Raw genomic sequence first — 12,515 nt, 5'->3', positions numbered from 1 at the left:
TGGTCCCGCCCACTTGCTACGCTCAGCTATGACCACTTCATCCCCCGGCACCCGCCCCGCGGTTCCCGGCGCCCGAGGATCGGACCTGCCCCGGCAGCTGACAGTCACCGTCTGCTTCATCGTCTGCCTGGTGGGATCCATGATCGGTGTGGGGGTGTTCGGCGGCACTCCCATCGCCCAGGCCGCGGGCGGCGCACTGAACGCCGACGCCACCTACCTCGCCCCGGCCAGCGGTGCGTTCTCCATCTGGTCCGTCATCTACACCGGTCTCGGCGCCTACACCCTCTGGCAGTGGCTGCCTTCGGAGCGCACCTCGGAACGCCAGCGGTCCCTGGGCTGGCTGGTCGCCGCGTCGCTGCTCCTCAACGCCGGCTGGATCCTGAGCGTCCAGGCCGGCTGGGTCGGGTTCAGTGTCCTGGTCATCGTGGCCCTGCTCGCGGTTCTCGCCGTCTGCTTTGCCCGCTACTCGCGGACGCCGGCCCGCAACTGGATCGAGGCGGTCGTGGTCGACGGAACCCTGGGCCTGTACCTGGGCTGGGTTTCCGTTGCCACCTGCGCCAACATTGCCGCCGCACTGAGCGACGCCGGGTGGAACGGCTTCGGGCTTGCCCCGGAGGTTTGGTCCATCACGGTCCTGGCCGTGGTCGCGGCGCTGGGCGTGGCCCTTGCCGCCTACGGCCGCGGACGGCTGGCTCCGGCAGCAGCGCTGGCCTGGGGCCTGTCCTGGATCGCCGTGTCACGGCTTAACGGCGAGCTGCCCTCCAGCGGCACGGCATTCGCAGCCGTTGCAGCCGCCGTCGTCGTCGCCCTCGCCGCCGTCGTCTACCGGTTCATCGGGCGCAACCGGATCCCGGCCGCAGCCACCGCCCGCCGGTAAACCGGGCGCACGCAACGCGCCCGCCCTTCCCCGCCGCCCCGCACCCGCCGCATATCCAGCCACTCCTCCGGGAGACCACCATGCCGTCCATCCCGGAATCTCTCGTGCAGATAACGCACTCCGCACGGCTCCGCCCGAATCTCTCGTGCAGATAACGCACTCCGCACGGTCGTTCTCACCAGTTAGAGGACCTGATCTGCACGAGAGATTTCTCCGTGCTGCATTATCTGCACGAAGGATCCGGTGTCCGGCCGGCCGCTTACGTTCGTCGCTGCCCTCGCACTACTTCCAAGCGGCACCGAGAGTGCAGGTCTGCCGGGTTTCAGCCAACAACCCGCACCGAAAGTGCAGCTGTGGCGGGCACCACGCACGTTTTCCCGCCATAGCTGCACACTCGAACTGCCGCTTCATCCGCAACCCGCCATAGCTGCACACTCGAGGAGACATCCCCGCGAGGCAGCAAAAAACCCCGGACCCGACAACGTCGGTTCCGGGGTTTTCGCCTACCTCAAGGCGGGCCCCAAGGCGGGCTACGAGGCGGGCTACAGGCTTTACTTCAGGCGGGCGTAGGACTCCCACTTGTGCGACTGGTGCTCGCCGTCGACCACGCGGATGGTTCCGGACTTGGAACGCATCACGATGGACTGCGTCAGCACGCGGTCCTTGGAGTAGCGCACGCCGCGGACCAGGTCGCCGTCGGTGATGCCGGTGGCGGCGAAGTAGCAGTTGTCGCTGGTGACCAGGTCGTTGGTGGACATCACGCGGTCCAGGTCGTGGCCGGCGTCGATCGCCTTCTGCTTTTCCTCGTCCGAGGTCGGCCACAGGCGGCCCTGGATGACGCCGCCGAGGGTCTTGATGGCGCAGGCGGTGATGATGCCTTCCGGCGTGCCGCCGATGCCCATCAGGGCGTCGACGTCGGTTCCCTCGCGGGCGGCAGCGATGCCGCCGGCAACGTCGCCGTCCATCAGCATGCGGGTGCGGGCACCGGCGTCGCGGATTTCCTGCACCAGCGGCTTGTGGCGGTCCCGGTCCAGGATCATCACGTTGAGCTGGTTGATCTTCTTGCCCTTGGCCTTGGCGATCAGGTGCAGGTTCTGCTTGACCGGCAGGCGCAGGTCCACCATGTCGGCGGCCTCGGGGCCGGTGATCAGCTTCTCCATGTAGAACACGGCGGAGGGATCGAACATGGTGCCGCGTTCGGCCACGGCCAGCACGGCCACGGCGTTGTTGAGGCCCAGCGCGGTCAGCCGGGTGCCGTCAATCGGGTCCACGGCGACGTCGCACAGGGCGCCGGTGCCGTCACCGACGTACTCGCCGTTGTAAAGCATGGGGGCTTCGTCTTTTTCGCCCTCGCCGATGACCACGACACCGTTGAAGTGGACGGTGGAAATCAGTGAACGCATGGCGTCGACGGCGGCACCGTCTGCCGCGTTCTTGTCGCCGAAACCGACCCAGTGGCCTCCGGCAATGGCTGCCGCCTCCGTCACCCGGACGAGTTCAAGCGCCAGGTTCCGGTCCGGCTCGTCGTCGCCGACTGCCAGGGCGGGGGAAAGTGTTGAGTACTGAGCGCCTTTGGACACGTCTAACCTCATCTTCGAAATTTCGCTGTGAACCGCTTGTCGAAAACCCACAAACGGCTGATCCTTGTTCCGATCATAGTCTCCGTGGCCTGCGCCACCACCAACGAAACCCTATTCGCCTGCACGAACAATGGTCCAAGTAGGAGTTGGGCGGGCGGATGGGCGATCATTGAAGGGTGAGTGAGCAGCAGCAGGACCCAGAGACGCCCGTAACCCCAGTACTGACCGGCAAGCAGGCCAAACGTGCCAACGCAACAGTGATCGGGATGCTGCTGGCCACCGGCGCTACGCTGCTGCTGGTCCTGGTTCCGGTACTGCTGAACCCGACTCCCAAAGCCACCACCCGCAATGTGGATGTGCAGCAGATTTCCGTCCAGGCCGCGGCCGACGCCGGGTACGCACCGCTGGCGCCTGAGCTGCCGGAGGGCTGGAGCTCCAATTACGCCCGCTGGGAAGCGACCAGCAGCAGCGGAGTCCCCGTGTGGGAAGTGGGCTATGTCACTCCGAATTCCGACTTTATTCGTCTTTCCGAGACCAATGCCGGCAATCCGACGTGGATAGCCCAGGCCTCCGGGGATTCGATGGTTGCCGGTGAACGCGTCGCCGGCGGCCAGACCTGGGAGCTGCGCGACTCCACCGACGGCGAAGCCAGCATGGTCTTGGAACATGAGGGGCTCACCGTCGTCCTCACCGGCGAAGCGGACCTCGCCGAATTCGACGTCCTCGCCGAAGCAGTGGTTCTCGACCTGGACAAAACACCGGCGCCGTAGCGAATAGCCGCCGGCGGCGGCCCGGGGTTTAGGCTAAGAGGCGTGAATGAACTTCCCGCTCCAGCAATCACTCCGGCCCAGGCTTGGCAGACCCTGCGCGAAGGCAATGCCCGCTTTGTCGCCGGAGAGTCCTCGCATCCCAACCAGGACGCCAACAGGCGCAGCTCCCTGGTCCATGAGCAGAATCCGTTCGCAGTGATCTTCGGCTGTTCCGACTCGCGTCTGGCCGCCGAGATCATCTTCGACCTCGGGCTCGGCGACGCCTTCGTGATCCGGACCGCAGGGCAGGTGATTGACGACGCCGTCCTCGGCTCCCTGGAGTACAGCATCGCCAAGCTCGGCGTGCCCCTGATCGTGGTCCTGGGCCATGACAGCTGCGGCGCCGTGACCGAGGCCAAGCGCACGGTCGAGACCGGAGAGATGCCCGGCGGGCACCTGCGCAACCTCGTTGAGCGCATCACGCCGTCGGTCCTCGCCGCCCAGCGCAACGGGCTGACCGAGGTCAACGACATGGTGGTGGAACACACCAAGCAGACCGCCGAACGCCTCGTGGAAAGCTCCCAGGTCATTTCCACGGCCGTGGAGGAAGGGCGCACCGCCGTCGTCGGCGTTTCCTACCGGCTGGCCGAAGGCGCAGCGGACCTGGTGTCCGGCTTCGGCGCCGTGGTCCACCCCGCCGTGCTGCGTTCGCACCGCTAGCCGCACGTTCCGGCGGTTCCTCCGTGCTTTCCGGAGGGACCGCCGGCCCTCAGGCCGGGTGCGCACCCGACCTCCCGTGACGGCGCGGTTTCTGCCCCGGCGCTGCGGATACTAGGCTTGGGACCATGACTTCTGACACTCCTGAATTCCGCATCGAACATGACACCATGGGCGAGGTCCGCGTTCCGGTCAACGCCCTGTACCGTGCCCAGACCCAGCGCGCCGTGGAGAACTTCCCAATCTCCGGCAAGCCGCTGGACAGCGCGCACATCGAGGCGCTGGCCCGGATCAAGAAGGCAGCTGCCACCGCGAACGCCGAGTTGGGAGTGCTCGACGCCGAGCGCGCCCGGGCGATCGAAAAGGCCGCCGACATGGTGGCCGGCGGTTCCCTCGACGACCAGTTCCCGATTGACGTGTTCCAGACCGGCTCCGGCACCTCCTCGAACATGAACACCAACGAGGTTCTGGCCGAGCTGGCCACCCGCGCGTTGAAGGACACCGGCAGCGACACCACCGTTCACCCGAACGACCACGTCAACGCCTCGCAGTCTTCCAACGACGTGTTCCCGACCTCGGTTCACGTGGCAGCCACGTCTGCCCTGATCAACAACCTGATCCCCGCCCTGGACCACCTGGCGCTTTCGCTCGAGCGCAAGGCTGTGGAATTCAAGGACGTCGTGAAGTCCGGCCGCACCCACCTGATGGACGCCACTCCGGTAACCATGGGCCAGGAATTCGGCGGCTACGCAGCCCAGGTCCGCTACGGCATCGAGCGCGTGCAGGCTTCCCTGCCGCGCGTGGCCGAAGTTCCCCTCGGCGGCACCGCCGTCGGCACTGGCATCAACACCCCCGCCGGCTTCCCGCAGCGCGTGATCGAACTGCTGGCTGCCGACACCGGCCTGCCGCTGACCGAAGCGCGCGACCACTTCGAGGCACAGGCCAACCGCGATGCCCTCGTTGAGGTCTCCGGCATGCTGCGCACGATCGCCGTCTCCTTCTCCAAAATCGCCAACGACCTGCGCTGGATGGGTTCAGGCCCCAACACCGGCCTGGGCGAAATCGCCATCCCCGACCTGCAGCCGGGCTCCTCGATCATGCCGGGCAAGGTCAACCCCGTCATCTCCGAGGCCGTGATGCAGGTTGCCGCACAGGTGGTGGGCAACGACGCCGCCATCGCCTGGGCGGGCACCTTCGGCTACTTCGAACTCAACGTGGGCATCCCCGTCATCGCCTCGAACCTGCTCGAATCCATCCGCCTGCTCTCCAACTCCTCACGGATCATGGCGGACAAGATGATCGACGGCATCGAAGCCAACGTGGAGCGCACGCGCTACCTGGCCGAGGCGTCGCCGTCCATCGTGACCCCGCTGAACAAGTTCATCGGTTACGAGAACGCCGCCAAGATCGCCAAGTACGCGGTCAAGGAAGGCAAGACCATCCGCCAGGCCGTCGAGGAACTCGGCTACGTCGAGCGCGGCGAACTGACCGTGGAGCAGCTGGACACGGCCCTCGATGTGCTGTCCATGACGAAGCCTCCGCAGGCCTAGCTTTCAACACCCCCGGAAGGGCGCCCGGCCATGGAGCCGGGCGCCCTTCCGTGTTCCCGTCCGTTCCTGACATCCCCGCCAGTTCCTGACATCCCCGCGAACTGGCAGAAACTGCGTCTCTCAGCCCTGAGAAGGACGCGTGAATTTGCACTACATGGTCAGAAGTGTAAATATTCACTCCGTGACGAATAGTGCATCCGAGGAGAACTGCGGCCTCCGCGAGCGGAAACGCATCGCAACCAAGCTTGGGATTATCACCGCCGCGCGTTCCCTGACCGCCGCCCGCGGTGTCAACGGGTTCACCGTCGAGGAGCTCTGCGAGCGGGTGGGCATTTCCCGGCGCACCTTCTTCAACTACTTCGCCGCCAAGGAAGACGCCATCCTGGGCTCCCCCGCCGACGAAATCCCGGCGGATTTGGCCGAACGGTTCATTGCCGGCGGCACAAAGTCCGATCCCGGGAGCCTCTCCCCCTCGCTGCTGGCCGATTTTGTGGACTTCGCCGTCGCCCTGATGGACCGCATGGCGATCTCCCGCGAAGAAATGACCGCACTGAAGGAAGCCGTTGCCGCCGAACCCCGGCTGCTCGAAAAGGTCCTGCACGGCTCCCGCGAGGCGGCCGCAGCCATGGCGGCCCTGCTCACGGCCCGGGAGGGACTGCCGGCCGAGGATCCCCGCATCCAGGCCACACTGACCCTGTTCGGCTGCCTCACCGAGCGGGCCGGGCCGGCCTTCTTCGAACGGGAGAACGCCCGCGCCTACCGGACGATCCTCACCGAAACCGTCACCGCCCTGCAGCAGCTGTTCGCCGCGGCCGCACCGCTTCCAGGCGTTTCCCCTCCCGCACTTGCACCCACCCCTTCCACCTCTTCCAAGGACCTGCCATGACCACCACCGCCGCGCCTGCTACCGGGCCGCTGCTGCTGACCCAGAAACGCATCTGGATCATCTTTTCCGCGCTGATCTCAGGCATGCTGCTCGCCAGCCTCGACCAGACCATCGTGTCCACCGCCATGCCCACCATCGTGGGCGAGCTGGGCGGCGTCGAGCACCAGACCTGGATCACCACCGCTTACCTGCTCGCCACCACCATCGTGATGCCGATCTACGGCAAGTTCGGCGACGTACTGGGCCGGCGGAACCTGTTCCTGTTCGCGATTGCCCTGTTCACCCTGGCCTCGGTCGGCTGCGCCTTCGCCACCGATTTCTGGGGCTTTGTCATTTTCCGCGCCATCCAGGGCCTCGGCGGCGGCGGCCTGATGATCCTGTCGCAGGCCATCATTGCCGACATCGTTCCGGCCAACGAACGCGGCAAGTACCTCGGCCCGCTGGGCGGCATCTTCGGCCTCTCCGCCGTCGCCGGTCCCCTGCTGGGCGGCTTCTTCGTGGATCACATGACGTGGCAGTGGGCGTTCTACATCAACATTCCGATCGGCATCATCGCGTTCCTGATCGCTTTCTTCACGCTGACCCTGCCGAGCAAAAAGGCCACCAAGCGCATCGACATCGGCGGTGTCGTACTGCTGTCCATCGCCACCACCTGCCTGATTTTCTTCACCGACTTCGGCGGCCGCGACGACTACGGCTGGACGCACCAGATGACCCTGCTCTGGGGCGCGGGCATGCTGGTTGCGGCGGCGCTTTTCGTGATGGTGGAAAACCGCGTGGCGGACCCGATCATCCCGATGAGCCTGTTCAAGAACCCGATCTTCGTCAACAGCACCGCCATCGGCTTCACCCTGGGCATGGGCATGTTCGCCGCCCTGGCCTTCGTGCCGACGTTCCTGCAGATGTCCACCGGCACCTCCGCCGCCGTGTCCGGTCTGCTGATGCTGCCGATGATGGTGGGCATGATGGGCACCTCGATCTACTCCGGCCTGGCCATCACCAAGCACGGCACCTACAAGAAGTACCCGATCATGGGTGCCGCCCTGGTGATCCTCGCCATGCTGTGGATGACCACGCTCTCCGCCGACACCCCGGTCTGGGTCATCTGCGCCCAGCTGTTCGTGTTCGGCGCCGGCCTCGGGTACATCATGCAGGTGGTGGTGCTCGTGGTGCAGAACTCCGTGCCCGTGGACCAGATCGGCACCGCAACCTCGTCCAACAACTACTTCCGCGAGGTGGGCGCCTCCCTGGGCGTGGCCATCTTCGGTGCCATGTTCACCTCGCGCCTCTCCGACAACCTGCATGAGGTCTTCACCAAGGCCGGCTTCGATCCATCGGCCGCCGGCGAGGCCACCGCCACGCTGCAGCCCTCAGTGATGGACCAGCTGCCCGAACCGGTCCAGGACGGCATTGTGACCGCCTATGCGGATTCCCTGGCACCGGTCTTCTGGTACCTGATTCCGTTCCTCGTAATTGCTCTCGTGCTGGCCGTGTTCCTGAAGCAGATTCCGCTCTCAGACGTCGCCGGCATGGTGGCCCGCGGTGAGGCCGTCTCCGGCCCGGAGGCCGACCGCCTCGAGGCCGAGCGCGTTGCAACCGCGAAGGGATCGTCCCCGGCAGCCGCGGCAGAAGCTAAGGACGCCGACGGCGACGGCGGCGGCGACGGCGGTGCTCCGGCAGCCCGCAACAACCCGGCAGCGCGCAACAACGACGCCGGATAGCCGCAGCCGCAATAAAAGCAGCAGCGCAGGCCTCCTCTTTCCTTCGGGAAGGAGGAGGCCTGCGTCGTCAGCGGGAAAAGGCGGGGACGCCGTCCGTCTCCAGCGCCAGCCGGAGGAGCAGGGTGTGCCGCTCGCTCAGCGGCGGCAGCTGGTCCAGGGCAAACCAGCCGACGTCGGTGGACTCGTCGTCGTTGACCCGCGCCGTTCCGCCCTCGTAGCGGCAGCGGAAGGCCACGTTGAGGAAGGAGCACTGGTCGCCGTTGGGGAACGTGATGGGGCCGTGGGAGCCGACATGGATGAGGTGCTCAACGGCGGCGGTGATGCCCGTTTCCTCCTCCACCTCGCGCAGCGTTCCGGCGGCCGGTTCCTCCCCGGGCTCGAGCATTCCCGTGATCAGGGTCCACCGGCCGTCGTCCGCCCGCTTGACCAGCAGCACCTGCTGCTCCTCGTTGAAAACGACCCCGGTGATCCCCGGCAGCCAGAGCAGGTCATGGCCGATCTTCTTCCGCAGGGACAGGACAAAATCAGGGGTGGGCATGGCTCTACTGTAGGCCAGGCAGCGCCATGGCCAGGGCGGCGCCGGCCAGCATGAACGGCCCGAAGGCAATTGCCGTCTTGGCCGTTCCGCGGCGCGAGAGGATCAGCCACACCCCCCACAAACCGCCCAGGACAAACCCCGCAACGGTGCCGGCGAGCACGTACGGCCATCCCGCGAAGCCCAGGTACAGCCCCAGGACTCCGGCCAGTTTCACGTCCCCGAAGCCCAATCCCGAGGGATTGCTGAAGCGCAGCAGGAAGTAGGCGCTGAAGAGCACGACGCCGGCCAGCACCATCGCGGCAATGCGGGCTGCATCGCCTGCCGCGAGGGCGGCCGTGCCCAGCAGCAGCGCCGACACCGGATAGGCGGGCAGCACGATCCGGTTCGGCAGGCGGTGCGTCGCCGCGTCCACGGCGGCGAGCCGCACGGCCAGCACCAGGAAGTACGCGGTGGCCGCGCACAGCATCCAAAAGGCCGCCCCGCCCAGTGACCGGTACTCCCCCAGGATCCCCACCATGGGACCACGGTACGTCATAACCGCGGCCCGGGAGCCGGGCCGGCGCCGCCCTGTGGACAAACCGGCCCGGCCCGGAGGCCAGCCTCAGCCGATCTGCCCGTCTTCCAGCAGCTCCGTCACGAGCGCGGCTATGGGCGAGCGTTCGGAGCGGGTCAGGGTGATGTGCCCGAACAGCGGATGCCCCTTGAGCGTTTCGACGACGGCGGCCACCCCGTCGTGGCGCCCCACCCGCAGATTGTCGCGCTGGGCGACGTCGTGGGTGAGGACCACTCGTGAGTTCTGGCCGATCCGGGACAGCACGGTCAGCAGCACATTCTTCTCGAGTGACTGCGCCTCATCCACGATCACAAAGGAGTCGTGCAGGGACCGGCCCCGGATGTGGGTCAGCGGCAGGACCTCCAGCATGCCCCGGTCCAGGACCTCCTCGAGCACTTCCTTGGAGACCAGGGCCTCGAGCGTGTCGAAGACCGCCTGCCCCCACGGCCCCATTTTTTCGGCCTCGGTGCCCGGCAGGTAGCCCAACTCCTGGCCGCCGACGGCGTAGAGCGGACGGAAGACCACCACCTTGCGGTGTTCGCGGCGCTCCAGCACCGCTTCCAGTCCGGCGCAGAGGGCCAGCGCGGACTTGCCGGTGCCCGCCCGGCCGCCCAGCGAGACGATGCCGACCTCCGAGTCCATCAGCAGGTCGATGGCCAGCCGCTGCTCCGCCGAGCGTCCGTGCAGGCCGAACACGTCGCGGTCGCCGCGCACCAGCCGCACCTGCTTGTCCGCTCCCACCCGGCCGAGGGCCGATCCCCGGCTGGAGAGCAGGACGACGCCGGTGTTCACCGGCTGCTCGGCGGCCGCCGGAATGAACACCGGATGGTGCTCGTACAGGCCATCGACGTCGGCTTCCGCCACGGCCAGTTCGACGACGCCGGTCCAGCCGCTGTCCCGGACCAGGTCGCTGCGGTATTCATCGGCGTTCAGGCCCACGGCCGATGCCTTGACCCGCATCGGCAGATCCTTGGAAACAACGGTGATGTTCCGTCCTTCATCCGCCAGGTTCCGTGCGACGGCGAGGATCCGGCTGTCGTTGTCGGTGCCCCGGATGCCGGCCGGCAGCACGTCCACCGACACATGGTTCAGTTCCACCCGCAGGGTTCCGCCGGATTCCCCCAGGGGGATGGGGGCGCTCAGCCCGCCGTGCTCAATCCGCAGGTCATCCAGCAGGCGCAGGGCCGCCCGGGCAAAATATCCCAGTTCCGGATCATGGCGTTTCTTTTCCAATTCGGTGATGACCACCAGCGGCAGGATGACCTCGTGCTCGGCAAACCGCAGGATTGCCTTCGGGTCCGAGAGCAGCACCGAGGTGTCCAGCACGTAGCCTGCCGGGTCGCCGCCGGCGCCGGGTGCTGCGGCTGCCGCCGGAGCGGCAGAGGAAGAGGTTCGCGGGGAGGAGGATATGGCCACGGGAAACTCCAGTCAGGGGCGCTGCCCCGGATCGCTGGGCGGAGAGATCAGCGGGTTGCTGATCATTAGCACCAAGGTACGCCGGACGTGCCCGGCGCCGCAGCAGGACACGGTCCTGTTCCTGCGTCTTCGCGGCGGGTTTACCTGCCGTTCACCCGCGGATTTCAGGAACCGAAGCGGCGCTGCCTGCTGGCGTAGTCGCGGAGGGCACGCAGGAAGTCCACGCGGCGGAAGTCCGGCCAGAGTGCCTCGCAGAAATAGAATTCGCTGTACGCGCTTTGCCACATCAGGAATCCGGAGAGCCGCTGCTCGCCCGAGGTGCGGATCACCAGCTCCGGGTCCGGCTGGCCGCGGGTGTAGAGATACTCGGCAATCTGGGTGTCGCACAGCTCTTCGGTGATCTCGGCTATCGTCTTGCCGTGCGCAGCGGCGTCGTTCAGGAGTTCCTTGACCGCGTCGACGATTTCCCGCCGGCCGCCGTAGCCGATGGCGACATTGACGTGCAGTCCGTCGGCGTCGCTGGTGCTGCGGCCCAGGGCGTTGAGCTTGTCGGCCAGGTTGGCCGGCAGGATGTCCAGGGCTCCGACGGCGTTGACCCGCAGGTCGCCCTTCTCCCCCAGCCGGTCCAGCGTGTTGCCGATGATGTCCAGGAGCGGCTCCAGCTCGTCGGCGTCGCGGTTCAGGTTGTCGGTCGAGAGCATGTACAGCGTCACCCGGCGCACGCCCATCTCCTGGCACCAGCCCAGGAATTCCAGGATCTTGTCGGCCCCTGCCTGATGGCCGTCGCTGGTCGGAGCGCCTGCCAGTTTCGCCCAGCGGCGGTTGCCGTCCACCATGACGCCGATGTGCTCGGGGATGCGGTCCCCGGCCAGGCTGCGGCGCAGCTTGCGCTCGTAATAGGCATACACAACGCCTGGAAACCTCATGCGGAGCCGCACCTGCCTGTCCTGTGTGCCGGAGGAAAAACGTCTCCGCGGTGGTGGGAGGCGCACTAAAAAGTGTATTCCCAAAAAGGCGCCCGCACTTTCCTCGTGAAGCGGCGCGCTCCGCTGCGGTCCGCAACCCGCAGCCGGACACACAGCCGGGCACGGAGTGCTGCGGCGGGCCGGACGCTGCCGACGGCTCCTTAACCTACTGCTCCGTAGGTTAGGATTTTCAGCATGGCATCTTCATCGTCGTCAGCCCCGCCCGAGCGGGATCCGAACTCCCGCAGCACTCCCGGCCCGGTGGAATCCGCCGTCGAGCACGTTGCCGACATCCTGGAGATCAAGCCGAAATTCCGCGGCTGGCTGCATGCCGGCGCCACCCCGTTCGCCCTGGCCGCCGGTATCATCCTGGTTGTCCTGGCCCCGACATCCGGAACCCGGATCGCGTCCGCGGTCTACGCTGTCACCGGTGTCCTGCTCTTCGGAGTCTCAGCGGTTTATCACCGGGGCAACTGGTCGCCAAAGGTGAAGCGGATGCTCAAGCGGCTGGATCACACCAACATCATGCTGGTGATTGCCGGCTCCTACACGCCGCTGGCCTGGGCCCTGCTTCCGCCCGAAAAAGCCAAGGTGCTGCTCTGGTTCATCTGGGGCGGCGCCGTTGCCGGAGTTGTTTTCCGGCTGGTGTGGCTCAACGCGCCGCGCTGGCTGTACACCCCGGTCTACATTGCCCTGGGGCTGGCTGCGCTGATCTACATTCCGGATTTCTTCGCGGTGCTTCCGGCCGCGGCCGTGCTGGTCTGCGTGGGCGGCGCCATGTACATCATCGGCGCCGTGATCTACGCGATGAAGAAACCCAATCCGTCGCTGGACTGGTTCGGCTTCCATGAGATTTTCCACGCCTTCACGCTGGCCGGCTTCGCCTGCCACTACAGCGCCATTCTGATGGCGGTGCTGTCGGTCGGCGCGTCCTAGCGCAACCCGGGCGGCGCGTCCCGGCGC

The 12,515-nt window shown here is 66.7% G+C and carries 12 protein-coding genes; 7 read left to right on the top strand and 5 right to left on the bottom strand.

Features of this window, described 5'->3' with window-relative positions:
* The first annotated feature begins 28 nt into the window (after positions 1-28).
* Complete coding sequence (locus tag QNO08_RS04360; RefSeq protein ID WP_229967140.1) at positions 29-877, top strand: TspO/MBR family protein; 849 nt, start codon at positions 29-31, stop codon at positions 875-877.
* Between the two features lie 551 nt (positions 878-1,428).
* On the opposite strand, the gene glpX is transcribed toward QNO08_RS04360, so the two are convergent.
* Complete coding sequence (gene glpX, locus QNO08_RS04355) at positions 1,429-2,469, bottom strand: class II fructose-bisphosphatase (RefSeq protein WP_227891445.1); 1,041 nt, start codon at positions 2,467-2,469, stop codon at positions 1,429-1,431.
* A gap of 164 nt (positions 2,470-2,633) precedes the next feature.
* Between glpX and QNO08_RS04350 the strand changes: the two genes are divergently transcribed.
* The 5 genes from QNO08_RS04350 to QNO08_RS04330 all read left to right on the top strand — a co-directional run bounded on the left by QNO08_RS04350 (position 2,634) and on the right by QNO08_RS04330 (position 8,080).
* Positions 2,634-3,227 (top strand): DUF4245 domain-containing protein, encoded by a 594-nt coding sequence (locus QNO08_RS04350; RefSeq protein WP_229967138.1) that lies wholly within the window; start codon positions 2,634-2,636, stop codon positions 3,225-3,227.
* 42 nt (positions 3,228-3,269) lie between these two features.
* On the top strand, positions 3,270-3,926 hold the full coding sequence (locus QNO08_RS04345) for a carbonic anhydrase (protein WP_229967137.1): 657 nt from the start codon (positions 3,270-3,272) through the stop codon (positions 3,924-3,926).
* Between the two features lie 125 nt (positions 3,927-4,051).
* A complete protein-coding gene (locus tag QNO08_RS04340) occupies positions 4,052-5,473 on the top strand; it encodes a class II fumarate hydratase (RefSeq protein ID WP_229967135.1) in 1,422 nt (473 codons plus the stop codon).
* Between the two features lie 181 nt (positions 5,474-5,654).
* Complete coding sequence (locus tag QNO08_RS04335) at positions 5,655-6,359, top strand: TetR/AcrR family transcriptional regulator (RefSeq protein WP_229964674.1); 705 nt, start codon at positions 5,655-5,657, stop codon at positions 6,357-6,359.
* The gene (locus QNO08_RS04330) at positions 6,356-8,080 is read left to right on the top strand and encodes an MDR family MFS transporter (RefSeq protein WP_229964673.1); all 1,725 of its coding nucleotides are present in this window, start codon (positions 6,356-6,358) and stop codon (positions 8,078-8,080) included. The genes QNO08_RS04335 and QNO08_RS04330 overlap by 4 nt, the downstream gene beginning before the upstream one ends.
* Before the next feature lie 67 nt (positions 8,081-8,147).
* Here QNO08_RS04330 and QNO08_RS04325 read toward each other — a convergent pair whose 3' ends face one another.
* The 4 genes from QNO08_RS04325 to QNO08_RS04310 form a co-directional block, all read right to left on the bottom strand.
* The gene (locus QNO08_RS04325; protein WP_229964672.1) at positions 8,148-8,618 is read right to left on the bottom strand and encodes an NUDIX hydrolase; all 471 of its coding nucleotides are present in this window, start codon (positions 8,616-8,618) and stop codon (positions 8,148-8,150) included.
* A 4-nt stretch (positions 8,619-8,622) separates the two neighbouring features.
* Complete coding sequence (locus QNO08_RS04320; RefSeq protein WP_229964671.1) at positions 8,623-9,135, bottom strand: prepilin peptidase; 513 nt, start codon at positions 9,133-9,135, stop codon at positions 8,623-8,625.
* A gap of 84 nt (positions 9,136-9,219) precedes the next feature.
* Positions 9,220-10,497, bottom strand: a complete 1,278-nt coding sequence (gene phoH2 / locus QNO08_RS04315; protein ID WP_229965043.1) for an RNA 5'-3' helicase PhoH2 — start codon at positions 10,495-10,497, stop codon at positions 9,220-9,222.
* 254 nt (positions 10,498-10,751) lie between these two features.
* Positions 10,752-11,513, bottom strand: coding sequence for an isoprenyl transferase (locus QNO08_RS04310; RefSeq protein WP_229964670.1), 762 nt, complete (start codon positions 11,511-11,513; stop codon positions 10,752-10,754).
* A gap of 234 nt (positions 11,514-11,747) precedes the next feature.
* On the opposite strand from QNO08_RS04310, the gene trhA reads away from it, so the two are divergent.
* Complete coding sequence (gene trhA, locus QNO08_RS04305) at positions 11,748-12,488, top strand: PAQR family membrane homeostasis protein TrhA (RefSeq protein ID WP_229964669.1); 741 nt, start codon at positions 11,748-11,750, stop codon at positions 12,486-12,488.
* Positions 12,489-12,515: the final 27 nt, after the last annotated feature.

Source organism: Arthrobacter sp. zg-Y820 (assembly GCF_030142155.1).
Lineage (GTDB): Bacteria > Actinomycetota > Actinomycetes > Actinomycetales > Micrococcaceae > Arthrobacter_B.
The sequence above is the reverse complement of the archived record's forward strand: the minus strand, read 5'-3'. Positions and strand labels throughout refer to the sequence as shown.

What these genes read in the sequence shown, in the direction of transcription:
- QNO08_RS04340 (WP_229967135.1), top strand. Translation starts at nt 4,052, where the DNA reads ATGACTTCTGACACTCCTGAATTCCGCATCGAACATGACACCATGGGC.
- trhA (WP_229964669.1), top strand. Translation starts at nt 11,748, where the DNA reads ATGGCATCTTCATCGTCGTCAGCCCCGCCCGAGCGGGATCCGAACTCC.
- glpX (WP_227891445.1), bottom strand. Translation starts at nt 2,469, where the DNA reads ATGAGGTTAGACGTGTCCAAAGGCGCTCAGTACTCAACACTTTCCCCC.
- QNO08_RS04310 (WP_229964670.1), bottom strand. Translation starts at nt 11,513, where the DNA reads ATGAGGTTTCCAGGCGTTGTGTATGCCTATTACGAGCGCAAGCTGCGC.
- QNO08_RS04330 (WP_229964673.1), top strand. Translation starts at nt 6,356, where the DNA reads ATGACCACCACCGCCGCGCCTGCTACCGGGCCGCTGCTGCTGACCCAG.
- QNO08_RS04360 (WP_229967140.1), top strand. Translation starts at nt 29, where the DNA reads ATGACCACTTCATCCCCCGGCACCCGCCCCGCGGTTCCCGGCGCCCGA.
- QNO08_RS04320 (WP_229964671.1), bottom strand. Translation starts at nt 9,135, where the DNA reads ATGGTGGGGATCCTGGGGGAGTACCGGTCACTGGGCGGGGCGGCCTTT.
- QNO08_RS04325 (WP_229964672.1), bottom strand. Translation starts at nt 8,618, where the DNA reads ATGCCCACCCCTGATTTTGTCCTGTCCCTGCGGAAGAAGATCGGCCAT.